At 60.3% G+C, this 21,555-nt stretch carries 19 protein-coding genes and 1 tRNA gene; 14 read left to right on the top strand and 6 right to left on the bottom strand.

All coding sequences use genetic code 11. The features are described from left to right. The first annotated feature begins 250 nt into the window (after window positions 1–250). From BV911_RS09335 to BV911_RS09305, 7 genes are all read left to right on the top strand, one after another. Window positions 251–1,543 carry an NAD(P)/FAD-dependent oxidoreductase gene (locus BV911_RS09335; RefSeq protein WP_086053341.1) on the top strand — a complete coding sequence of 431 codons (1,293 nt, stop codon included), beginning with the start codon at window positions 251–253 and terminating at the stop codon, window positions 1,541–1,543. Beyond that, on the top strand, window positions 1,540–2,298 hold the full coding sequence (locus BV911_RS09330) for a DUF1365 domain-containing protein (RefSeq protein ID WP_086053340.1): 759 nt from the start codon (window positions 1,540–1,542) through the stop codon (window positions 2,296–2,298). The genes BV911_RS09335 and BV911_RS09330 overlap by 4 nt, the downstream gene beginning before the upstream one ends. A 71-nt stretch (window positions 2,299–2,369) precedes the next feature. Beyond that, window positions 2,370–3,110 carry an SDR family oxidoreductase gene (locus BV911_RS09325; RefSeq protein ID WP_086053404.1) on the top strand — a complete coding sequence of 247 codons (741 nt, stop codon included), beginning with the start codon at window positions 2,370–2,372 and terminating at the stop codon, window positions 3,108–3,110. A gap of 72 nt (window positions 3,111–3,182) precedes the next feature. After that, complete coding sequence (locus BV911_RS09320) at window positions 3,183–3,554, top strand: DUF3775 domain-containing protein (RefSeq protein WP_086053339.1); 372 nt, start codon at window positions 3,183–3,185, stop codon at window positions 3,552–3,554. Between the two features lie 40 nt (window positions 3,555–3,594). Further along, on the top strand, window positions 3,595–6,354 hold the full coding sequence (gene fdhF / locus BV911_RS09315) for a formate dehydrogenase subunit alpha (protein ID WP_086053338.1): 2,760 nt from the start codon (window positions 3,595–3,597) through the stop codon (window positions 6,352–6,354). A gap of 1,158 nt (window positions 6,355–7,512) precedes the next feature. Beyond that, window positions 7,513–8,715 carry a phenylacetate--CoA ligase family protein gene (locus BV911_RS09310; protein ID WP_240512207.1) on the top strand — a complete coding sequence of 401 codons (1,203 nt, stop codon included), beginning with the start codon at window positions 7,513–7,515 and terminating at the stop codon, window positions 8,713–8,715. A 117-nt stretch (window positions 8,716–8,832) separates the two neighbouring features. Continuing rightward, complete coding sequence (locus BV911_RS09305; protein WP_139840058.1) at window positions 8,833–9,735, top strand: PAS domain-containing protein; 903 nt, start codon at window positions 8,833–8,835, stop codon at window positions 9,733–9,735. 109 nt (window positions 9,736–9,844) lie between these two features. Here the strand turns inward: BV911_RS09305 and ykgO are convergent, their stop codons facing one another. Together ykgO and BV911_RS09295 are read right to left on the bottom strand one after the other, a co-directional pair. Next, window positions 9,845–9,970 carry a type B 50S ribosomal protein L36 gene (ykgO, locus tag BV911_RS09300; protein ID WP_086053335.1) on the bottom strand — a complete coding sequence of 42 codons (126 nt, stop codon included), beginning with the start codon at window positions 9,968–9,970 and terminating at the stop codon, window positions 9,845–9,847. Window positions 9,971–10,064: 94 nt separating this feature from the next. Then, window positions 10,065–10,139: transfer RNA gene (locus tag BV911_RS09295), tRNA-Val, on the bottom strand. Between the two features lie 160 nt (window positions 10,140–10,299). Here BV911_RS09295 and BV911_RS09290 point away from each other — a divergent pair. Beyond that, on the top strand, window positions 10,300–11,160 hold the full coding sequence (locus BV911_RS09290; protein ID WP_086053334.1) for an N-formylglutamate amidohydrolase: 861 nt from the start codon (window positions 10,300–10,302) through the stop codon (window positions 11,158–11,160). Window positions 11,161–11,171: 11 nt separating this feature from the next. Here the strand turns inward: BV911_RS09290 and BV911_RS09285 are convergent, their stop codons facing one another. Next, the gene (locus tag BV911_RS09285) at window positions 11,172–12,425 is read right to left on the bottom strand and encodes a DNA polymerase IV (RefSeq protein ID WP_086053333.1); all 1,254 of its coding nucleotides are present in this window, start codon (window positions 12,423–12,425) and stop codon (window positions 11,172–11,174) included. 83 nt (window positions 12,426–12,508) lie between these two features. On the opposite strand from BV911_RS09285, the gene BV911_RS09280 reads away from it, so the two are divergent. Further along, complete coding sequence (locus BV911_RS09280; protein ID WP_086053332.1) at window positions 12,509–12,949, top strand: NUDIX hydrolase; 441 nt, start codon at window positions 12,509–12,511, stop codon at window positions 12,947–12,949. Window positions 12,950–13,093: 144 nt separating this feature from the next. On the opposite strand, the gene pyrF is transcribed toward BV911_RS09280, so the two are convergent. Continuing rightward, on the bottom strand, window positions 13,094–13,795 hold the full coding sequence (pyrF, locus tag BV911_RS09275; RefSeq protein WP_086053331.1) for an orotidine-5'-phosphate decarboxylase: 702 nt from the start codon (window positions 13,793–13,795) through the stop codon (window positions 13,094–13,096). Window positions 13,796–13,931: 136 nt separating this feature from the next. Here pyrF and BV911_RS09270 point away from each other — a divergent pair, with 136 nt between their 5' ends. Continuing rightward, the gene (locus BV911_RS09270; protein WP_086053330.1) at window positions 13,932–14,126 is read left to right on the top strand and encodes a hypothetical protein; all 195 of its coding nucleotides are present in this window, start codon (window positions 13,932–13,934) and stop codon (window positions 14,124–14,126) included. A 129-nt stretch (window positions 14,127–14,255) separates the two neighbouring features. Then, window positions 14,256–16,871 (top strand): ATP-dependent chaperone ClpB, encoded by a 2,616-nt coding sequence (gene clpB / locus BV911_RS09265; protein ID WP_086053329.1) that lies wholly within the window; start codon window positions 14,256–14,258, stop codon window positions 16,869–16,871. A gap of 71 nt (window positions 16,872–16,942) precedes the next feature. On the opposite strand, the gene BV911_RS09260 is transcribed toward clpB, so the two are convergent. Next, window positions 16,943–17,443, bottom strand: a complete 501-nt coding sequence (locus BV911_RS09260) for a fasciclin domain-containing protein (protein WP_086053328.1) — start codon at window positions 17,441–17,443, stop codon at window positions 16,943–16,945. A 534-nt stretch (window positions 17,444–17,977) separates the two neighbouring features. On the opposite strand from BV911_RS09260, the gene BV911_RS09255 reads away from it, so the two are divergent. From BV911_RS09255 to msrQ, 3 genes are all read left to right on the top strand, one after another. Beyond that, complete coding sequence (locus tag BV911_RS09255; protein ID WP_086053327.1) at window positions 17,978–19,513, top strand: FMN-binding glutamate synthase family protein; 1,536 nt, start codon at window positions 17,978–17,980, stop codon at window positions 19,511–19,513. 115 nt (window positions 19,514–19,628) lie between these two features. After that, window positions 19,629–20,540, top strand: coding sequence for a protein-methionine-sulfoxide reductase catalytic subunit MsrP (gene msrP / locus BV911_RS09250; protein ID WP_086053326.1), 912 nt, complete (start codon window positions 19,629–19,631; stop codon window positions 20,538–20,540). A gap of 5 nt (window positions 20,541–20,545) precedes the next feature. Further along, window positions 20,546–21,166, top strand: coding sequence for a protein-methionine-sulfoxide reductase heme-binding subunit MsrQ (gene msrQ, locus BV911_RS09245; RefSeq protein WP_086053403.1), 621 nt, complete (start codon window positions 20,546–20,548; stop codon window positions 21,164–21,166). Window positions 21,167–21,277: 111 nt separating this feature from the next. On the opposite strand, the gene BV911_RS19760 is transcribed toward msrQ, so the two are convergent. Then, a partial coding sequence (locus tag BV911_RS19760; RefSeq protein WP_205963828.1) for a hypothetical protein occupies window positions 21,278–21,555 on the bottom strand: 278 nt, incomplete at its 5' end.

The following is a 21,555-nucleotide window of genomic DNA, read 5'->3' as shown; positions in this document are numbered from 1 at the left end:
GTTCTGCCGGCCGCGCATTTCCATGTCCGGCCCACACCTTAACCGTCTTCCCCGGCGGGTCTACCGCAAATGAATGGCGGTCATGCGGCGCGACAGATACAAGGATGAGTACGGCGCAGCCCGCAGATCAGATCAATTTATCTCGCGGTGGCCCGGCGTTCATTCGTGCAACGGACGTTGTGGGGCTTATTCTGATCCGGTTGCGATTGGTCCGCGTATGTATTGTGATCCTCAACAGTGCGAGTTGCCCATGCCCTATGATGTCCCCGCCGTCCCAGTTCGACACGTTGCCGTCATTGGCGGAGGGATCTCTGGTATGGGGGCGGCCCATGAATTGGCGCGCGGCTGCCGGGTGACGCTGTTTGAAAGCGCGCCGCGTCTCGGTGGTCACGCCCGGACGGTTATGGCGGGTCGCTCGGGCCAGCAGCCTGTGGATACCGGCTTTATCGTCTTTAATTATCAGACCTATCCGCGCCTGACCGCCTTGTTCGACGAGTTGCAGGTGCCGGTTGCGCCAAGTCGGATGACCTTTGCCGCGTCGATTGACGGTGGTCGGATCGAATACGCGCTGTCATCGCTGAACGCGCTGTTCGGTCAACGTCGCAACGTCGTTAACCCCAAGTTTCTGTGCATGTTCCGAGATATTCTAAAGTTCAACCGGCTGGCGGAAACGCTGGCGGATGAGGACGGCATGACCATCGGGGCGTTTTTGGACAAGCTGGACGGCGGCGCATGGTTTCGGGATTATTACTTGCTGCCGTTCTCAGGGGCGATCTGGTCGACGCCGAGTCGCGGTATCCTAAACTTTCCGGCCAAGGCGCTGATCCAGTTTTTTCGCAATCATGCCTTGCTGGCGACCAGCGGCCAGCATCAATGGTTCACTGTGGCGGGCGGATCGATCGAATATGTGCGCCGTCTGGAGGCATCGCTGCGCCAGAGGCACGTCGAGATCCGAACCGGTACCGCGATTGAGCGGGTCGAGCGGTCACCGCTTGGGGTTCGGATCAAGCCGCAGGGCGAGGATTGGCAGGTGTTCGATGATGTGGTGTTTGCCACCCATGCTGATGACAGCCTCGCGATGCTGGGCGATCCCACCGAAACCGAAGCACGAACCTTGTCGGCGATCCGTTATCAACCGAATGAAGCGGTCTTGCATGCGGACACATCGCTGATGCCGCGGCGACGGCGTTGTTGGGCATCGTGGAATTATGCCGAAGCGCGGGGCCATGACGACGACCGGATCGCGCTGACTTATTGGATGAACTCCCTGCAACCGATCCCGATGGAGGACCCGTTGTTTGTGACCCTGAACCCGATCCGGCCGATCAATCCCGATTTGATCTATGATCGGACCACCTTTCGGCATCCGGTCTATGATGTGGCGGCCTTGGCGGCGCAAACGGCGATTGCGGCCCATAATGGCTCGGCCAACACATGGTTCTGCGGCGCATGGATGAAAAACGGTTTTCACGAGGACGGATTGGCCAGCGGGCTTGAGGTTGCAACGGCGTTGGCCCGGCGACAAACGGCGCTGGCTGCATGAGTGCCGGGATCGACTTAATTGCGGGCGAAACGTTCCACAGTCGCGAGGGCGCCATCCGGAATGCGTTTCGCTATTCCGTGGATTTTTGCCTGCTGGACCCCGATCAGCCCGGTGGCCCATCGCTGTTTTCCCGCAACCGCCGCAACCTGACATCCCTATATGACAGCGATCATGGCGGGGCGCCGGGAAAGGGGCGGGGCACGGCTTGGGTGCGCGAGGTGCTTGCGGCCTATGGGCTGGATCGTGCAGATGGACCGATCCTGTTGCTGGCTCAACCTCGGGTGTTGGGCCATGTGTTCAACCCCGTTAGTTTTTGGCTGTGCTACGGTGGCAGCGGGACGTTACAGGCGGTGATCGCAGAGGTATCGAATACATTTGGCGACCGGCATTCCTATCTCTGCGCTTTGCCCGACCAGCGCCCCATCACCCGCAGTGACGAGATCCGAGCGCAGAAAATCTTTCACGTCTCGCCGTTTCAACCGATTGCCGGTGACTATCGGTTTCGCTTTGATATCCGCGACGACCGGATCGGGTTGTGGATCGTGTTTCAGACGGAACAGGGGCGGTTGTTTACTAATTTAATCGGCCCCCGGCGCGCGATGACCAACCGTGCGATTCTGGCTGCCGCGCTGCGCCGTCCGTTCGGGTCTCGCCGGGTGTTGGGGCTAATTCATTGGCAGGCCGTTAAGCTGTGGTGGAAAGGGGCCCAGTGGCATCACCGCCCCGAGGCTCCGGCCAAAGATGTGTCCCGGTGACGCGCGCGGCCTTCGCGCCATTGATCGTCCCGCCGTTGAAAGAGAGATAAGCCATGCCGACATCGCACAAAATCACCGACTGGACCGGGAAACGCTATTGGGTGATCGGCGCTTCGCATGGGCTGGGCCGTGCGTTATCGGTCGCCCTGAACCGGGCCGGGGCGGAACTGATCGTAAGCGCCCGTTCTGCCGAGGCGCTGATGGCGTTGGCAGATGACATGCCCGGACCGGTGCAGGTGCTGCCATTGGACGTCACGGATCAAGCCGCTGTCGACGCGGCGGCAGAGCAGATCGGCGCGATTGACGGCATGATCTATCTGGCCGGTATCTATTGGCCGATGGCCGCACAGAACTGGCACACCGACCGGGTGGTCGCCATGACCGAGGTGAATTATCTTGGCGCGGTGCGGACCGTCGGCGCGGTTCTTCCCGGTATGTTGGCGCGCGGGGCCGGGCATATCGTGCTGACGGGCAGTTTGTCGGGGTTTCGCGGCCTGTCCGGGGCTATTGGCTATGCCAGCGGCAAAGCGGCGCTGATGGGGTTGGGGGAAAGCCTTCAGGCCGACTTGCACGCCACAGGTGTGCGGGTTCAAATCGCCAATCCCGGCTTTATCCGTACCCGCCTGACCGACAAGAACGACTTTACCATGCCGTTTATCATGGATGCCGACCCGGCGGCTGCGGCGATGATGCGCGGAATTTCGGGTGGCCGGCGGTCGTTCAATTTTCCTTGGCTATTCTCGTTGGTGTTTCGGCTGAGCCGATTTTTACCGGACGGGCTTTACATCCGGCTGTTTGGGGCCAAGAACTGAAAGGAACGCGTTGGGCAGGTCCCGCCCGGGGTTTGACCAGCTTTTTCAGAGTGACTGACCAAGGAGGTTGAGATGCCCGAACTGCATTCGGACACCATCGCTGAAGTGATCCTTCTGGCGCGCGAAATTGGCGAATCCACGCAGGTGGGGGCCCATGATGGGGTTCGGCACCGCTCTGGCGGCGCCATTGCTGAACAGGAGTTCCGCAGTTTCGTGTCCAGTCTCACCGACGATGAAAAGTATAGCCTCGTCGCAGTGCTGTGGATTGGCCGCGAGGATTTCAGCGCCGATGAGTATGACGAAGCCCTCGCCACCGCCGCGCGTGAAGCAACCACTCCGACCGAAGATTATCTTTTGGGAATTCCGCAGTTATCGTCGTTTCTTGAGAGCGGATTAGAGGCGTTGGGCGTCTCAGCCACTGACGTGGAAGACGATTTGATGTAGCTGTCCGCGGGCGAGGCGATACCAAAGGAGGGCATCTGGCATGACCGAAACGATCAGGTTCACTCTGGATGGCCGTCCGGCCACGGCCCAACCCGGCGAAACCCTGTGGCAAGTGGCAAACCGGCTGGGCAACCGGCTGCCGCATCTGTGCCATAAGCCAGAACCCGGATACCGCCCGGACGGCAATTGCCGCGCCTGTATGGTGGCCATTGACGGCGAACGGGTGCTGGCGGCCTCGTGCATTCGTACGCCCGCCGAGGGGATGGTCGTCACGACATCTGGTGCGCGCGAAGTGCAAGCGCGCAAGATGGTGATGGAGTTGCTGGTCGCCGACCAGCCCGACCCAGAAAACGCGCATGACCGCAGTTCGCACTTCTGGGACATGGCGGCGGATCAAGCCGTGACCGAAAGCCGGTTTGCCGCCAAAGCCACCGACCGGGTGCCTCGGCTGGACGACAGTCATGTGGCGATGTCGGTCAATCTGGATGCCTGTATCCAGTGCGGCCTTTGCGTGCGGGCCTGCCGCGAGGTTCAGGTCAATGACGTGATCGGAATGGGAGGCCGCGGTGCCGATGCGTTTCCCATGTTTGATCTGGCCGACCCTATGGGTGCCAGTACCTGTGTCGCCTGTGGTGAATGCGTGCAGGCCTGTCCAACCGGCGCCTTGATGCCCGCGGCGACACTGGACGCCGATTTGCGCGGAGACAGCGGCGATTATGACCGCGACGTGCACAGCCTTTGCCCCTTTTGCGGCGTCGGCTGTCAGGTTTCAATCAAGGTCAAGAATGAGGTCGTGACCCGGGTCGACGGCATTAACGGTCCGGCAAATGAAGGGCGTCTTTGCGTCAAGGGGCGGTTCGGCTTCGATTATATCCACCACCCACACCGCCTGACCAAGCCGTTGATCCGCCGCGAGGATGCGCCGCCCAAAGGGCTGAACGTCGATCCCGGAAATCTGCACACGCATTTCCGCGAAGCCAGTTGGGACGAGGCGCTTGATGCCGCTGCCGGGGGGCTGGCGCGCTTGCGAAAACAAGGCGGGCGCACGGTGGCAGGCTTCGGCTCGGCCAAATGCACCAATGAAGAGGCATATCTGTTTCAAAAGCTGATTAGACAGGGGTTTGGTCACAACAATGTCGATCATTGCACCCGGCTGTGCCACGCGTCCTCAGTTGCGGCCCTGATGGAAAATGTCGGCTCTGGGGCGGTGACGGCAGGCTTTAATGAAATAGAGCACGCCGATGTGGCCCTCGTAATCGGCGCGAACCCAACGGAAAATCACCCAGTCGCCGCGACTTACTTTAAACAGTTTGTCCAACGTGGCGGCGCCTTGATCGTGATGGACCCACGTGGTCAGGGGCTTAAGCGTCACGCCCGACACATGTTGCAATTCCGCCCGGGAACCGACGTGGCTTTGCTGAATGCGCTGATGCACGTGATCGTGAAAGAGGGTCTGTACGACCGGCAATATGTCGACGGATTTACCGAAGGCTTCGACGAGTTGCGGGCGCATCTGCTAGGCTTCCCGCCTGAGCAGATGGCCGAGCTGTGTGGCATACCCGCCGAGACGATCCGCGACGTTGCCCGGTTGTTTGCCGGGGCGCGGGCCGGGATGATTTTTTGGGGCATGGGGATTAGCCAACATATTCACGGCACCGACAATGCGCGCTGTCTGATCAGCTTGGCGCTGTTATGCGGTCATGTTGGCCGTCCCGGCACCGGGCTGCATCCGTTGCGGGGGCAGAACAATGTGCAGGGGGCGTCGGATGCCGGGCTGATCCCGATGATGTTGCCGGATTACCAGTCGGTGACCGACCCCGAGGTGCGCAATCGGTTCCGGGACAGCTGGGGCGGAACCGAAATTGACCCTCAGCCGGGTCTGACCGTGGTCGAGATCATTGATGCCATCGCGCGGGGCGAGATCCGGGGCATGTATATCTTGGGTGAGAATCCGGCGATGTCTGATCCTGACCTTGATCATGCGCGGCACGCCTTAGCGTCATTGGATCATTTGGTTGTACAGGACATTTTCCTGACCGAGACGGCGAATTTCGCGGATGTGATCTTGCCGGCTGCGGCCTTGTTCGAAAAGGAAGGCACCGTCACGAACACCAACCGTCAGGTGCAGATGGTCCGCCGAGCGGTGGCCGCGCCGGGTGACGCGCGGGCCGATTGGCAGATCGTCGTCGACATGGCACGCCGTCTGGGTCTGGACTGGACCTATACGCATCCGCGCGATGTGTTTGCCGAGATGACGGGGGTGATGCCAAGCCTCGACAATATCAGCTGGGAGCGGCTGGATGCGGAAAACTCCGTGACCTATCCCTGCTTAGGCCCGGATGTTCCGGGACTGTCGGTGGTGTTTGGCGATGGGTTTCCACGCGCCTCGGGGCGCGCGCGGTTCACCCCGGCGCAGGTGACTGCACCGGCCGAACTTCCTGACAGCGCCTATCCGTTTATCCTGATAACCGGTCGGCAATTGGAGCATTGGCACACCGGGTCCATGACCCGACGGTCGCACATCCTGGACGCGCTGGAGCCGACGGCAAGTTGTACGATTCATCCCAGAACTTTGAACTCACTTGGGGTCGTCCCCGGAGATCGGGTCAGATTGACCACCCGGAGGGGGACAATCGATCTGGCCGCGCGGTCGGATCGCGCCGTGGCCGAGGATATGGTGTTCGTCCCGTTCGCCTATGTTGAGGCGGCGGCCAATATCCTGACAAATCCGGTTCTGGATCCTTTTGGAAAAATCCCTGAATTTAAGTTTGCGGCAGTCCGCATAGAGGCGGTTCGCTAAACTGTTCCAAGCCACCGGCATCACATTTCGAGTGAACTGTCGGTCGGGACGGCCAGGTGATGGCCGCGCCTTCACGACAATGTGGCTTGCAGGGTCAGATTATGCGGGTTTCCTGCGGACGCTATCGTGCCCAAATCAGCCCTTCCCATAAGCGAATCGCGAATCACCCGCAAATTTGCCCGACTTGCATCGGACGATTGTGTCGAAACCTGCCTGAATAGGGTTTTAGGTCAATTATTGACCACAGGTCACCCTGTGCGTCGCGCGTAAAATAGGGGCAAACGTCAGATTTAATGAGATTAAATTGAGCAATTTGTAAATTCGGTTGACGCGGGCGGGTTGGATCGGCAAGCTTAACGTGCGACTACCTGTCACTGCGTTTCGACGACATCGGGTGGTGACCCGCGAGGCGTTTTTTTGGCGTTAAACGGGCAACTAAAATGAGCTGCTGTGGATAATTGTTGAGTGAATGTGACCACTTATGCGTGTGCGACGTCCGGCCATTACGCGAAGTTGGCGCTTCACCGGAAGGCAGTTTCACAGCAGCTTATTTTCCCTCTATTTTCAGAGGGCGGGATTGGTATAGGATGCGAATATTACATCTAGGTATTTCGGAAGACACAAAGGTAGAGTTTCGTCCGGTTGAGGACAGCGACCGACGACACACATGAGACCTAATCGAACAAGCTGACCGTGGGTGCCTGAAGGGAGGCGGGCACTCGGTCATGTCGACGCGGCGCATACAGCGCATAGCGATGAGATGGCGGTTCAGCGCACAGGGGCTTTCAGCGTAAGTTGAAAGCCCCTTTTTCGTTTGACGCTTACGCAGCCAACGTGGTGTATCGGCGGGGCGTATTGAGGGGCCGCATGCGATCAATTATGAATTCTGCGGCTAGACCTGAGAGATTTATTGTTTCTATACACGCAACAATAATATGATTTGCATGGGCTTTATAAAAGTTTTTGTTGTAGGGTTTCTGTATCGCGTGAATATGAATTTTTAACGTGAGCAATTTCTCAATGGCGTCCAATAGTTTATTCACGGTCGCGAGTCTGTAATTGAGACTCTAAGTACTGTTGCTGCGTATTCCGGGGGGAAGCGTGCACAAAACATACGAAACTATGGGGGCACGCGGAGTCTCAGATTGGAGCGCCTCAATGTTTGAGGCACTTCCGTTGCAAATTGCGGCGGCGCAAGCGTTGCCGGGTTATGCCGAGGCTCTGTCCAGGGTGGACCCCGCCACAATCACCACGCGCGACGCGTTGGCCCAGCTTCCGGTCTTGCGCCGGACCGTTCTGCGCGCGTCGCAATTGGCCGATCCGCCCTTTGGTGGGTTTGCAGCGGCGCCGGATCCGATGTTGGATTATATTCTGCGTGCGCCCGGGCCGATTTATGGTCAAGGGCAGTCGGATCAGGATTGGTCCCGGGTTGGCAATTTTTTGGCGGCGTGCGGCGTCGGTCCCGGCGATATTGTGCAGAATTGCTTTGGCTATCACATGAGTTCCTGGGGGCCGTTCTTCGATATGGCTTCTCGGGTCGTGGGCGCCACGGTACTGCCTGCTGGGGCGGACGGTGCGGCGCGCCAGGTGCGCGCAGCGCGTGAGCTGGGATGCACCGTCTATGCTGGGCCCCCCAAATTCCTGTCCGAATTGGTGCAAATGGCGGAGGCTCTGGGTGTTCACCTGCCGTTTCGCTGTGCGGCCGTCGCTGATGGCGTATTGCAGCCCGGACAACGGGCGCTGTTTGCCGCGCGGGGGATACGGTGTCAGCAGGGCTTTGTGATGCCGGAACTGGGCTGTGTCGCGTATGAAACCGCACCGGCAAATGGGATGACGGTGGACGCGGGCGTGATTGTCGAAATTGTCACCGCGGGAACGGGCACTCCCGTGCCCGAAGGTGAAATCGGCGAGGTTCTGGTGACAACGCTGAATCCGCTCGCGCCGCTCATTCGGTTCGCAACCGGTGAACTTAGTCGCGCCATCCCGACAACGGCATCAACCACAGATGCCAACCCCCGGATTGCGGGTCGTTGCGGTCGTGCCGACCAGATGACCCGAATCAATGACCTGTTCATCCGCCCTGAACAGGTGGCCGAACTGATGACCCGTCATCCGGAAATCCTGCGCGCCCGTCTCGTCGTGACACGCGCTGATGCCGTCGATGTCGTGACATGTTTGATTGAGGTCTCAGGCAGTCCGTCGGGCCAATATTCTGCCAGCGTTGCTGAGATCCTGAAGGTCCGGCCGATCATCCAACTGGTTCCGCCGGGAAGTTTGCCGCGAGATGGCAAGGTGATTGATGACCAACGTGTCTCGACACCGGTTACGCCGCGCTGCCGGCATGCGCCGGAACCACATTGACGCTAGGAGAATCCCTGCAGGATTGATAGGCTTGTCCCACCAAGGCGGGTCTTTGCGCCTTATAGATGCATTATTGCTGCCATATTCAGGCCGTTCTATTCATTGATCAAGGTGCAGATGAGTAAATTTCATCCTCCTGTTCCTAAGGCCGACGGTCAGGCAATCTTGCGCTTGTCCCATGAATTGTCGGCGGGGCGGACCGATACCGTCGGTGCGTTGTTCGCAAGTCAGGGTGCGCGCAGTCCGCTGGTGGTCTGGGATCCCTGCCTTGCCGATTTAAATCACCCAACCTTACGCAGTTTCCTGAAGGCAGCGCATCGAGAGCGTGACCCGTCCGGACGGATTCTTGATCGTTGGGCGGACAGTGCAGAGTTTGCGGCGTATTCCGACTGGATGATGATCGTATCGCCGGCAGACGGGCAGATTGATTTTCGCTATGATCATTATGGGCGAGAAATCGCAGCGGCCTATGGTCAGGACATGACTGGGCGCTTGACCAGCGAGATCGGCGGCCACATCGCACTGTTCTTTTCGGCGCTGTACCAAGCGGTGAGTCGCCGCAATCAGATTGTGTCCAGCGAACATGAACCGCCAAAACAAGTGTTCGTCCGGGTTTGGCGGCGGCTGGTTGTGCCCTTGTACGATTCGCAGGGCGCGTTCTCGCGACTGGCGGTGATCAATCTGGCTGACAACGATCTGCGTGCAGGGCTGGATGTATTGCCGGATGCGGTGCTGGTGGTAGAGCCGGATGGCAAGGTCTGTTTTGCGAATCGTCCGGCTGTTGAGCTGTTTGGGCCGGCGCGCGATCTGGTGCCGGGCATGACGCTGGCAGAATTTACCGGTCTGGAGATCGACTTGCCGAAGTCTCCGGCCGATGCTGTCCTGAACCGCATGGAGCGGCAGGTACGGCATCTGGTGGTGCGGAACGCGATGATCGTGGCGTTACAGTTAAGTATCGGTGCCACGATGTACCGGGATAACCCGCTATTTATCGTGTCGGCGCGGGAACTTGTGCAGTAATTGCACCGGCGACAATAAGGGGATGCCCGGATCGCCGAAGCCCGGAATGCACAAAAGCCGCCCCGGAGGGCGGCTTCTAGCCATGTCAGAATGCTGTGCTGATATCAGCTCAGCCTTGACGTGCCTTGAATCTCGGTTGAGTCTTGTTAATTACGTAGACTCGGCCCTTACGGCGCACAACGCGGCAATCGCGGTGACGCAGCTTGAGCGAGCGAAGTGAGTTCTTGACCTTCATGGTCCTCTCCTCTTGTCGCGGCGCGTCGATGCGCCTGGTTACATCATGCCCCTGACCGGGGGCGTTTCTTGCGACATCTGTTGCCAGATCCTCATGGTGGGCGGTACTGGGATCGAACCAGTGGCCACTACGATGTCAACGTAGTGCTCTACCGCTGAGCTAACCGCCCCTATGAGTGCTGTTCCCTCTGCGCCCCGTTCAAAAGAACAAGACGCGGAAGGTTCCGCGCCGGTGAAAGCGTCTTTAGACAGGATTCGAACTGGGTTCAAGGGGGCTTTTGGAAAGGATTGCTTTTCGGCTATACGGAACCGTGCCCGGGAGGAGCGACGGTGTCCTACGATCTGATCAGACCTGAAACTATCCAGACCGGCGTGATCTTTGCATCGCCCCATAGCGGCAGCGATTATCCCGAAGATCTGAGGGCGCGAACGGTGTTAGACGGTTTGGCGTTGCGATCATCCGAGGATGCATTTGTAGACCGGCTGATCGCCGCGGCCCCGAGTTTGGGCGCGCCTCTATTGTTGGCGCGGACGCCGCGCGCCTATGTGGACCTCAATCGCAGTGCTGACGAACTGGATCCCGCCGTGGTCGATGGTGTGCGCCGGACGGCGCGCAATCCTCGGGTGACCTCGGGGCTGGGGGTGATTCCCCGGGTCGTGTCCAATGGCCAGCCGATTTATTCTGGCAAACTGACGCTGGACGAGGCGCATCGCCGGTTGAACACCCATTGGTATCCGTACCACGCGGCCTTGCAGCGCCTGCTCCACGAACAGCGCGCCCAGTTTGGTCTGTCTGTGTTGATCGATTTCCATTCCATGCCGCATGAGGCGATTGAAGGTCTGTCCGGCGGGCGGCGCGAAGTGCCAGAGGTGGTTCTGGGCGACCGCTTTGGTGCCGCTGCGGGCGGCGACATTGTGGACCGCATCGAAGCGGCCTTTGTGGCCGAGGGGCTGCGGGTGGCACGGAATTCGCCTTTCGCCGGGGCGTTTATCTCGCAACGCTATGGCCGTCCCAGTCAGAATCAGCATGTGGTCCAGATTGAAATGGACCGGGCGCTGTATATGGACGAGGCGTTGATCGCGCCGCGGGACGATTTTCCGGCGTTCTGTGCGTTGATTACCCGGGTGATGACCGAGATCGCGCATATTGGCCGCCCAAAGGAACAAGAGCAGGCCGTGGCGGCAGAATAACCGCTTGGGGATCAGCGCAGGGATCGGCCCTTGAGAATTGCATCTGGGCCAAATCGGGCGCGGATCGCATCTGCCGCGCGTTCGGCGGCCGCCCGGGATCGGGCCTGAGGGTCCAACAGATCGCCGGAGGCATCGGCGAAGCGGTCCTCGACCAGTTCGCTCAACCCAACGCCAATCAGCCGGTAGGGGCCGTGTTGCGGGGTCTGGTCATACAAGGCCCGGGCGCTGCGATAGAGGCTATCGGCCAACTGGGTCGGGTCGCGCAACGCCTGACGCCGCGTGATCAGCGCGTGGCTGGCCCGTTTCAGTTTTAGCGTTACCACCCGGCCCGCGAGGCCCCGTGCTTTGGCCCGGTCCGAGACTTTCTCGGACAGGCGCCAGATATGGCCGTCAAGGATTTCGGCATCGGCGGTATCGTCGTGAAAGGTGGTCTCGTTTGAAATGGACTTGATCGGGGTGCGGGCCGATACGCGGCGCAGGTCTTGACCCCGGGCCAGATGCCACAACCGGTCGCCAAAGCCGCCGAACCGGTTGTGCAGGTCGCGCTGATCCCATCGCAGCAGGTCGGCAAAGGTGCGGATTCCGGCGGCGGCGAGGGCGGTTTGGGTGGCTTGGCCAACCCCCCAGATCATCCGTACCGGCCGGTCGCGCAGGAAATCGGCTGTTTCAGCTTTGCCAATCACCGAAAACCCGCGCGGCTTGTCCAGATCCGACGCGACCTTGGCCAAAAACTTGTTGTGGGACAGGCCGACCGACCCGGTCAGGCCCAACTCCGTCTCCATGCGGTTCAAAAGCCGCGCCAACAGCACCGCCGGGGGCGCGCCATGCAACCGCGCCGTGCCCGACAGGTCAAGAAAGGCCTCGTCCAGCGACAGCGGTTCGATCGCCGGGGTCATCTCTTCCATCATGGCGCGGATTTGGCGCGAGACTGTGACATAGGTGTCCATCCGGCCCTTCACTACGACGGCCTCGGGACAAAGCTTCAGCGCCTGAAACATCGGCATCGCCGAGTGAACGCCCTTGATCCGCGCAATGTAACAGGCGGTCGAGACAACCCCCCGTCGTCCACCGCCGACGATCACCGGCTTATCGCGCAGCGCGGGATTGTCGCGCTTTTCGACCGACGCGTAAAAGGCGTCGCAGTCCATATGGGCGATGGTCAGGTCAAAGAGTTCCGGATGCGACAGGGTGCGCGCGCTGGCGCAGGCCGGACAGCGGGGGCCCCTGTCGAACCGGGTCAGGCAGGCGCGGCAAAGGCTGGGCATATGCGGGTCTTTCCCGGTGGTTTCGGGTGATTAAAACTTGGTATATAGGCATGGATCGCATGGGAAAAGGCGGCGCGTGCTGCATGGCGGATACCAACGATAACGCAGCCCCCTTTGATGGGGCGAAATTGGCCATCCTCGTCGGGGGTCATGTGCTGACCCTGTTGCGCGACGATCGGCCAGATATTCCCTTTCCGGGGCTATGGGATCTGCCGGGCGGCGGGCGTGAGGCAGCCGAGACCCCCACGGCAACGGCGTTGCGTGAATTGCACGAAGAACTGGGGCTGCGGATGTCACCGGCGCGGATTTGCTATCGCCGCTATTACCCCGGGCCGCCCGGCCGCTGGTTTCTGGGCGCTAAATGGCCTGATCTCGATCCCGCCATGGTCCGGATGGGCGACGAAGGACAGGACTGGGCGTTGATGCCGGTGCAAGAGTTTTTGAACCATCCCCGCGCCATCGTGCATCTTCAGGATCGGTTGCGCCGGTTCGTCGCCATGATGGACCGGCCCGGCAGACCCTAACACGATGTCTGAAAGGGCGGCTGCCGGAAACAGTGGCCGGACGGCATGAATGCACGCCATCATTGTAGCTGACGCGCCAAAACCGATGTGGGCGCAGGACTTGGGTGGCGGAAGGGTGGCCGAAGCCACCCGATCCAAAGGACCTCAGGGCAGGCTGGCCAGAATGGCGCGGGCGGCCGCAGCTGGGTCGGCGGCCTGCCAGACCGGGCGACCGACCACGATGTGATCCGCCCCGTCGGCAATGGCTTGTTCCGGGGTTGCCACCCGCTTTTGATCCCCAAGGGCGGCACCGGCGGGGCGCACGCCGGGGGTCACAATCAACTTGCCATTCGCTTCCGGTAGGGCCCGGATCAGCGCGGCTTCGTGCGGCGATGCGATGACCCCATGTGCGCCGGCCTCAAGCGCGCGGGCAGCGCGTTCTGACACGAGATCCGGCAGGTCTCCGGCCCGGATTTGGCACGCGTCCAAATCGGCCCGGTCCAGTGATGTCAGGATGGTGACGGCAAGAATTTTCAGGTTCGATCCGGCCGCACCTTCGCAGGCCGCGCGCACCACATGCGGATCGCCATGCACGGTCAGAAAGTCCAGATCGAAGCGGGACAGGCCGCGCACCGCGGCTTCGACGGTGGCGCTGATGTCGAACAGCTTCATGTCCAGAAAGATGCGCTTGCCATGATCTTGGATCAGCTCGTTCGCCAAGGCCAGACCGCCGCCCGTGAGCATCCCAAGGCCGATCTTGTAGAACCCGACATCGGGGCCGATGCGGGTTGCCAGTTCAAGCCCGGCCAGCGCGTCGGGAACATCGAGGGCGACAATCAGGCGATCGTCCGGTGCGGAATGCGGCATTTGCAGGTCCTTTCGTTTGCGCCGTGATGGGGTTGTGCCGGGCAAAGGTCAAGCCAGCGGCGCGGCGATGCCGGGATTTCGCCCGGCCCCGCGCCGCAAAGGGGGGCGCCGATCCCAAACGATGGCGGGGTAGAATGTGCTGCTGCTGGTGCATGATCCGCCGCAATCGTTTGGCGTATGGCCGAGCGGTTTCACCTTTCATCAGCGCAGCCTGCCGAAACAGATCGCATTCTGGTTTGACGCAATTGCAGATGCGACTCAGCCCAGTGCAGTTAGCTCTGCTGCATCGGCTGCGGTTCCTGATGGCCTGATCTGCCGGGCGGTTGCCTGAAAATTGTGCTTTAAGTTCAAGCTTCGGCTTGCACCTCGTGATCGGGTTTCCCAAATATGAGGCAAGGCCTTGGAGAGTCGTGCCACCTTGGGCGATTCTCGAAAAGGCGCTTTGAAAAGGAGAATATCCATGAACATGGAAAAGTTCACGGAGCGGTCGCGCGGGTTTTTGCAAGCTGCGCAGACGATTGCGATCCGGGAAAACCATCAGAAAATGGCCCCCGAACACCTGTTGAAGGCCCTACTGGATGACGAAGAAGGTCTGGCCAGCAACCTGATCAAGCGTGCCGGCGGCGCCCCGGAACGGGTGGTGGAGGCCAACGATTTGGCCCTCTCGAAATTGCCGAAAGTCACCGGCGATACCGGGCAGATCTATGTGGACACCCAGACCGCCAAGGTTCTGGATGAGGCCGAAAAGATCGCGACCAAGGCCGGGGACAGCTTCGTTCCGGTGGAACGTCTGCTGACGGCGCTTGCGGTGGTGCGTTCGAAAGCCAAGGACGCGCTAGACGCCGGTGCCGTGTCGGCGATGAGTTTGAATTCGGCGATTAACGATCTGCGCAAGGGGCGCACGGCTGACAGTGCCAGTGCCGAGCAAAGTTATGATGCTATGAAAAAATATGCCCGCGATCTGACCGAGGCGGCCCGCGAGGGCAAGATCGACCCGATCATCGGGCGCGACGAGGAAATTCGCCGCGCCATGCAGGTGCTCAGCCGCCGGACCAAGAACAACCCCGTTCTGATCGGGGAGCCGGGCGTCGGTAAAACGGCGATTGCCGAAGGCTTGGCGCTGCGGATCGTCAATGGCGACGTGCCGGAAAGCTTGAAGAACAAACGGTTGATGGCGCTGGACATGGGCGCTTTGATTGCGGGCGCCAAGTATCGCGGTGAATTTGAAGAACGGCTGAAGGCGGTGTTGTCGGAAGTGACATCTGCGGCCGGTGAGATCGTGCTGTTCATCGACGAGATGCACACGCTTGTTGGCGCGGGCAAGGCGGATGGGGCGATGGATGCGTCCAACCTGCTGAAACCGGCGCTGGCGCGAGGCGAATTGCACTGCATTGGTGCGACCACGCTGGATGAGTACCGCAAGCATGTGGAAAAAGACGCGGCTCTTGCCCGGCGCTTCCAGCCTGTGATGGTGGAAGAACCGACGGTGGAGGACACGATTTCCATCCTGCGCGGCATCAAGGAAAAATACGAGGTCCATCACGGGGTTCGGATCAGTGACAGTGCGCTGGTCGCGGCGGCGACGCTGAGCCACCGCTACATCACCGACCGGTTCCTGCCTGACAAGGCCATCGACCTGATGGACGAGGCCGCCGCGCGGCTGCGGATGGAGGTGGACAGCAAGCCCGAAGAACTGGACACGCTGGACCGCGAGATCCTGCAAAAGCAGATCGAAGCCGAAGCGCTGAAGAAAGAAGACGATCAGGCCAGCAAAGACCGCCTTGCGGCGCTGGAGGTGGAATTGTCGGATTTGATGGAAAAATCTGACGCCATGACGGCGCAGTGGCAGGGCGAGCGTGACAAGTTGGCCAACGCGCGCGACATCAAAGAACAGCTGGATCATGCAAGGGCTGAACTGGATCAGGCCAAGCGCGAAGGTAATCTGGCGAAGGCGGGCGAGCTATCCTATGGGGTGATTCCGGGGCTGGAAAAACAGCTGGTAGCGGCGGAGGAAGCAGAAAGCGACGTCATGGTCGAAGAGGCCGTGCGCCCCGAGCAGATCGCGGGCGTGGTCGAACGCTGGACCGGCATCCCGATGTCGAAAATGCTGGAAGGCGAGCGTGAAAAGCTGCTCCGGATGGAGGACGAACTGGGTCGCCGGGTGATTGGGCAGCACGATGCCGTCCGGGCGGTGTCGAATGCGGTGCGCCGGGCGCGGGCCGGTCTGAATGATGAGAACCGGCCGTTGGGCTCGTTCCTGTTTCTCGGGCCAACCGGCGTCGGCAAAACCGAGCTGACCAAGGCGGTGGCCGAGTACCTGTTCGACGATGACAACGCGATGGTGCGGATCGACATGAGTGAATTCATGGAGAAGCATTCCGTGGCCCGTCTGATCGGCGCGCCTCCGGGCTATGTCGGCTATGACGAAGGCGGGGTTCTGACCGAAGCGGTGCGGCGGCGTCCCTATCAAGTTGTGCTGTTTGACGAGGTTGAGAAGGCGCATCCAGATGTCTTCAACGTGCTGTTGCAGGTGTTGGATGACGGGGTGCTGACCGATGGTCAGGGCCACCGGGTCGACTTCAAGCAGACGCTGATCGTGCTGACGTCGAACCTTGGGTCGCAAGCCTTGAGTTCGCTGCCGGACGGTGCAGACCCAACGGAAGCGCGGCTGGACGTGATGGAAGCGGTTCGGGGCCATTTCCGCCCGGAATTTCTGAATCGTCTCGACGAGACCGTCATCTTCGACCGCTTGGCGCGCGAGGACATGGCCGGAATTGTTGAGATTCAGATGCGACGGCTTGAAAAGCGTTTGGCCGGGCGCAAGATCAAGCTTGAGCTGGATCAAGCGGCGTTGGACTGGCTGGCCGACGAAGGCTATGACCCGGTGTTTGGCGCGCGTCCATTGAAGCGGGTGTTGCAGCGGGCATTGCAGGATCCGTTGGCCGAGATGATTCTGGCTGGGGACGTTCGGGACGGCGACGCAATCAGCGTGTCGGCGGGATCGGATGGTTTGCTTGTCGGCGGCCGTGTTAGTCGGTCGTCCCGCGCCGCGCCGCGCACGGCAGTCATCCACTAACGCGACGATTTAATAATCACGATCTGGCGCGACCCGTCGAACACGGGCCGCGCCAGATTTAGTTACAGCGATCAGTCGGCTGGCATCAGAACGGTGTCGATCACATGGATCACCCCGTTGCTGGCCTTGATGTCGGCCTGCGTGACCGTGGCGTCGTTCACCTTCACGCCGTCCATGGTGGTGATGGTCAGCTCGCTGCCTTCGACTGTGCCCGCCATCATGTTGTCGCTAAGATCGGTGGACATCACAGCCCCCGGAACAACGTGATAGGTCAGGATTTTGGTCAGGGTCGGAATGTCGTTGAGCAGGTCGTCGACGGTTCCCTCAGGCAGTTTGGCAAAGGCCGCGTCAGTCGGCGCGAACACCGTGAATGGCCCCTCACCTTGGAGGGTTTCCACAAGGCCGGCGGCCTCGACCGCGGCAACGAGGGTGGTGAACGACCCGGCATCGACGGCGGTGGCGACGATGTCCTTCGGTCCGCTGTGGCTTTCGGCAAAGGCCGGAGCGCCGATCAGGACCGGTGCGGCAAGGCTGGCGGTGACGGCAAAAGCAAGCAATGATCTGCGACGCATGTGGGTATCTCCTTTTAAGGTGTCGGCGACCGTGACACGGACGCTTTCGGCAAGGGTCAGTTAGGCGCGGACACAGGGATTTCCGCCGCAAAACCCCTTAATTTATTCTGTTTGGTGTCTTGATGGTCGGACGGATCGGGCTAAGCGCGGGCACCGGAAACTTGCCACTCACACTTGCGCGACTGGATGTGATCCGGCTTGATCGCCGCGGGCCGCGGGCCGCGGGCCGGGTGCGGGATGCAAGCGGGTGCCTCGCAAGGTCAAAGTTGCCTTTTGTCATCGCCAGTCCCAAGGCTACGCCATGAAAACTCTGCCCGACAGTGACTTTTCCTGTGTCATAACCGGTGACCGGGGGGCATCCGGTCGATCAATTTGGCGACCTACCTGCGCTGTCAAATCCAGCTGTGAAAATTTCCGTGGGGGCCGTGTTCCCGTTGTGGCTGTTGCCCTGCAACCTGAAATATGGAGTTAGTGGGCAGACACGCGGTGCTTGCCAGTCGGACGGACCCGCGATGGAGGAGCAGGAGGAATGAGATGGGAACCATGGAACAAGGTCTGAACGTCTTACAACAGGTCATCGCGACGGGCTTGTTCCTGTTGCTTTGCACGCTGATCACGCTGTTTTTCATCGACCGGTATCAATCCCATGACGCGATTAGACGCAATTACCCGGTTCTCGGACGATTTCGGAATCTGTTCACAAGTCTGGGCGAGTTCTTCCGCCAGTACTTTTTTGCTATGGACCGTGAAGAAATGCCGTTCAATCGGGCGCAGCGGGACTGGGTTGAACGCGCAGCCGAGGGGATGGGCAACACGATTGCATTCGGCTCCACCCGCAGTCTGGACGTGGTCGGCACCCCGATTTTCGTGAATTCCGCTTTTCCGCCGCTGGACGAAGAAGCTGCGCCTGCTTCGCCGTTGGTGATCGGACCAGAGACGCGCACTCCCTATGTCGCGCGGTCGATCTTCAACATTTCCGGCATGAGCTATGGCGCCTTGTCGAAACCTGCGGTGCAAGCCTTGTCGCGCGGTGCCAAAAAGGCCGGCGTGTGGATGAATACTGGCGAGGGTGGCCTGTCGCCGTTTCATCTGGAGGGCGGCTGCGACATCGTCTTTCAGATCGGGACCGCAAAATACGGCGTCCGCAATGCCGCCGGAACACTGGACGACGGTAGGCTGCGTGCTGTGGCGGCCCATGAAAGCGTTCGGATGTTCGAGATTAAGCTCAGCCAAGGGGCCAAGCCCGGCAAGGGCGGGATTCTGCCCGCAGCGAAGGTAACGGCCGAGATCGCTGCCGTGCGCGGCATTCCGGTGGGTGAGGCCAGTATTTCGCCCAACCGCCACGCCGAGGTTCACAATTGGAACGACCTGCTGGATTTCGTCGCCCACGTCCGCGAGGTCACCGGCAAGCCGGTTGGCGTCAAGATGTGCATTGGCTCCGTCGATGGACTGCGCGAGTTGTTCAGCACCATCGTCCAGCGTGGCATCGACAGCGCCCCCGATTTCATGACCATTGATGGCGGCGAGGGCGGCACGGGCGCCGCGCCGATGCCGCTTATGGATCTGGTTGGGATGCCGCTACGCGAGGCGCTGCCGCGCATGGTGGATGTCTTGCATGAATACGGGTTGCGTCAGCGGATCCGGGTGATTGCCAGCGGCAAGCTGGTCAATCCGGGCGATGTGGCCTGGGCATTGGCGGCCGGGGCAGATTTTACCACCTCGGCGCGAGGCTTCATGTTTTCGCTCGGCTGTATTCAGGCCCTGCGATGTAACAAGAATACCTGTCCGACGGGGATCACCACCCATGATCCACGGCTACAGAAAGGCATCGTGGTTGGCGACAAGGCAACCCGGGTTGCCCATTATGCGACCGGCGTCATCAAAGAGGTCGAGATCATTTCCCATTCGGTGGGGGTGTCCGAACCGCGGCACCTGTCCCGAGCCCATGTCCGCCTGGTGCAGCCCAATGGCCGTTCGGTGCGGATGAACCAGTTATTCCCGGAACCTGCTGCGGCCTTTCCGGAAGCCAGTCATGGACCGGAAATCTTGTCGGCAGAAACCCTCGCCTGATTCCGGCGGCGTAGGACACTGCGAAGTGTTTCAGGCAGGAGACGCAACTGTGAACCGGCGTGTCTGGACGACCTATACGCCCGCGCTATGGTTTAATTGGTATTAGGAGAGTGCGATGGGACGGACACGAGCAGGACTGACATGGGCGGATGTGACGCCCGAAGCGGTCTATTTGAACAGGCGGCAGATGATGACCGGGGTGCTGGCCCTTGGTGCCGGTGGGATCGCCGGACCAACACTAGCCGCCAGCGGCTTCTCCACCGATGAGGCGGTGAACAGCTTCGAGGATGTGACCACCTATAACAATTTCTATGAATTCGGGACCGGAAAGGATGACCCGGCGCGGTATGCTGACGCCTTGACCACCGATCCGTGGAGCATTGAAATCGACGGTCTGGTGGATCGGCCCGGCACTTACGGCCTTGAGGACATCGTCGCGGGCATGGATGTCGAAGAACGCATCTACCGACTGCGCTGTGTCGAAGGCTGGTCGATGGTGGTGCCTTGGGAGGGGTTTGAACTGAACGCCCTTTTGAACCGCGTCGGCGTTCAGCCCTCAGCGAAATACGTGGCCTTTGAAACCCTGTTGCGGCCCTCTGAAATGCGGGGGCAACAGTATGGCGTGCTGGAGTGGCCCTATCGCGAAGGATTGCGGCTGGACGAGGCCATGCATCCGCTGACGATTCTGGCGACTGGGCTGTATGGCAAGCCGCTGCCCAATCAGAATGGTGCACCGATCCGGCTGGTGGTGCCGTGGAAATACGGGTTTAAATCGATCAAATCGATTACGAAAATCACCCTGACCGAAGACCAGCCCGCAACCAGTTGGAACATGGTGTTGCCTCGGGAATACGGCTTCTTTTCCAACGTGAACCCAGAGGTCGATCATCCGCGCTGGTCGCAGGCAACGGAACGTCGCATTGGCGGCGGCTTGTTTGCCAAACGGCAAGACACCCTGATGTTCAATGGCTATGCCGAAGAGGTTGCCAGCCTGTATGGCGGGATGGATCTGGTTAAGAATTTCTGATGACCATGACCGATACGGTGAATTCTGCGGCCCGGCGCCTGCCCACTGGAGTGGTCTATGGGGTGGGGCTTGTCCCTATGGGCTGGTTGTTCTGGCTGGCGGTGTCGGGGCAGTTGGGGGTCGATCCAACCAAGGCGCTGGAGCATCGCTATGGCCTGATCGGCCTACAGTTTCTCATCGCCAGTCTTTGCGTCACGCCCTTGCGGCGGTTTGCGGGTCTCAATCTGCTCCGGTTTCGCCGGGCGCTTGGGCTGCTGACGTTCTTCTACATTGCCGCGCATTTGTCGGTCTGGCTGGTGCTGGACGTTCAGCAACCGGCCCTGATCTGGCAAGACATCCTCAATCGGCCCTACATCACGATCGGCATGGTGGGGTTTCTATGCCTGTTGCCGTTGGCGCTGACCTCAAACGCTTGGTCCATACGGAGGCTTGGGGCGATGAACTGGCGGCGACTGCATCGGCTCGCATATCTGGCGGCCATGTTGGGTGCGATACATTACGTGATGCTGGTCAAAGGCTGGCAGGTCACGCCGCTGCTGTATCTAACTGGGATTGTTGGGTTGGTTGGGTTGCGTTTGGTGCCCCGTGGCGGGTTTGGGTTTGTTGGACGTAGGGGCAACGTCTGAAGCGGCGGGTAGGGCGGCGGGCGATTCTTGCGTTTTTGGGTTCTTGCGGGGCGTCATTGCGTTGAGTGTTTGGCGACCTGTTTCTGCATCCCATTGATATTGTTCGCATTTTCATTTTATTTGGATTGATTGTGTTGAATTGTAAAAAAGGGGTTGCGGGCGTTGGTGGGTTTGCTTAGACAGCCCCTCACCGGACACGGCGCCAACGACAAGGCGGCGCTGGGGACGGGGATCGGGGCCGGCGGCGAGTTGGTTCTGGTGTGATGTTGGAGACGAGTGTGAGCGGGCAGCGCTTTTATTGAGCGCCACCTGTGAATTTTTGCCTCTTGCATTGACGAGGTTTTCGGGGTTTTGCCCCACGTTGTTTGACAATTTGTAATCTGAAGAGA

It is taken from the genome of Pseudoruegeria sp. SK021 (genome assembly GCF_002119405.1).
Lineage (GTDB): Bacteria > Pseudomonadota > Alphaproteobacteria > Rhodobacterales > Rhodobacteraceae > Meridianimarinicoccus.
The sequence above is the reverse complement of the archived record's forward strand: the minus strand, read 5'-3'. Positions and strand labels throughout refer to the sequence as shown.

Bases quoted from the DNA above. Each gene is read 5' to 3' on its own strand.
- BV911_RS09335 (WP_086053341.1), top strand. From the start codon at position 251: ATGCCCTATGATGTCCCCGCCGTCCCAGTTCGACACGTTGCCGTCATT.
- BV911_RS09330 (WP_086053340.1), top strand. From the start codon at position 1,540: ATGAGTGCCGGGATCGACTTAATTGCGGGCGAAACGTTCCACAGTCGC.
- BV911_RS09320 (WP_086053339.1), top strand. From the start codon at position 3,183: ATGCCCGAACTGCATTCGGACACCATCGCTGAAGTGATCCTTCTGGCG.
- fdhF (WP_086053338.1), top strand. From the start codon at position 3,595: ATGACCGAAACGATCAGGTTCACTCTGGATGGCCGTCCGGCCACGGCC.
- BV911_RS09310 (WP_240512207.1), top strand. From the start codon at position 7,513: ATGTTTGAGGCACTTCCGTTGCAAATTGCGGCGGCGCAAGCGTTGCCG.
- BV911_RS09305 (WP_139840058.1), top strand. From the start codon at position 8,833: ATGAGTAAATTTCATCCTCCTGTTCCTAAGGCCGACGGTCAGGCAATC.
- ykgO (WP_086053335.1), bottom strand. From the start codon at position 9,970: ATGAAGGTCAAGAACTCACTTCGCTCGCTCAAGCTGCGTCACCGCGAT.
- BV911_RS09285 (WP_086053333.1), bottom strand. From the start codon at position 12,425: ATGCCCAGCCTTTGCCGCGCCTGCCTGACCCGGTTCGACAGGGGCCCC.
- BV911_RS09280 (WP_086053332.1), top strand. From the start codon at position 12,509: ATGGCGGATACCAACGATAACGCAGCCCCCTTTGATGGGGCGAAATTG.
- pyrF (WP_086053331.1), bottom strand. From the start codon at position 13,795: ATGCCGCATTCCGCACCGGACGATCGCCTGATTGTCGCCCTCGATGTT.
- clpB (WP_086053329.1), top strand. From the start codon at position 14,256: ATGAACATGGAAAAGTTCACGGAGCGGTCGCGCGGGTTTTTGCAAGCT.
- BV911_RS09260 (WP_086053328.1), bottom strand. From the start codon at position 17,443: ATGCGTCGCAGATCATTGCTTGCTTTTGCCGTCACCGCCAGCCTTGCC.
- BV911_RS09255 (WP_086053327.1), top strand. From the start codon at position 17,978: ATGGGAACCATGGAACAAGGTCTGAACGTCTTACAACAGGTCATCGCG.
- msrP (WP_086053326.1), top strand. From the start codon at position 19,629: ATGGGACGGACACGAGCAGGACTGACATGGGCGGATGTGACGCCCGAA.
- msrQ (WP_086053403.1), top strand. From the start codon at position 20,546: ATGACCGATACGGTGAATTCTGCGGCCCGGCGCCTGCCCACTGGAGTG.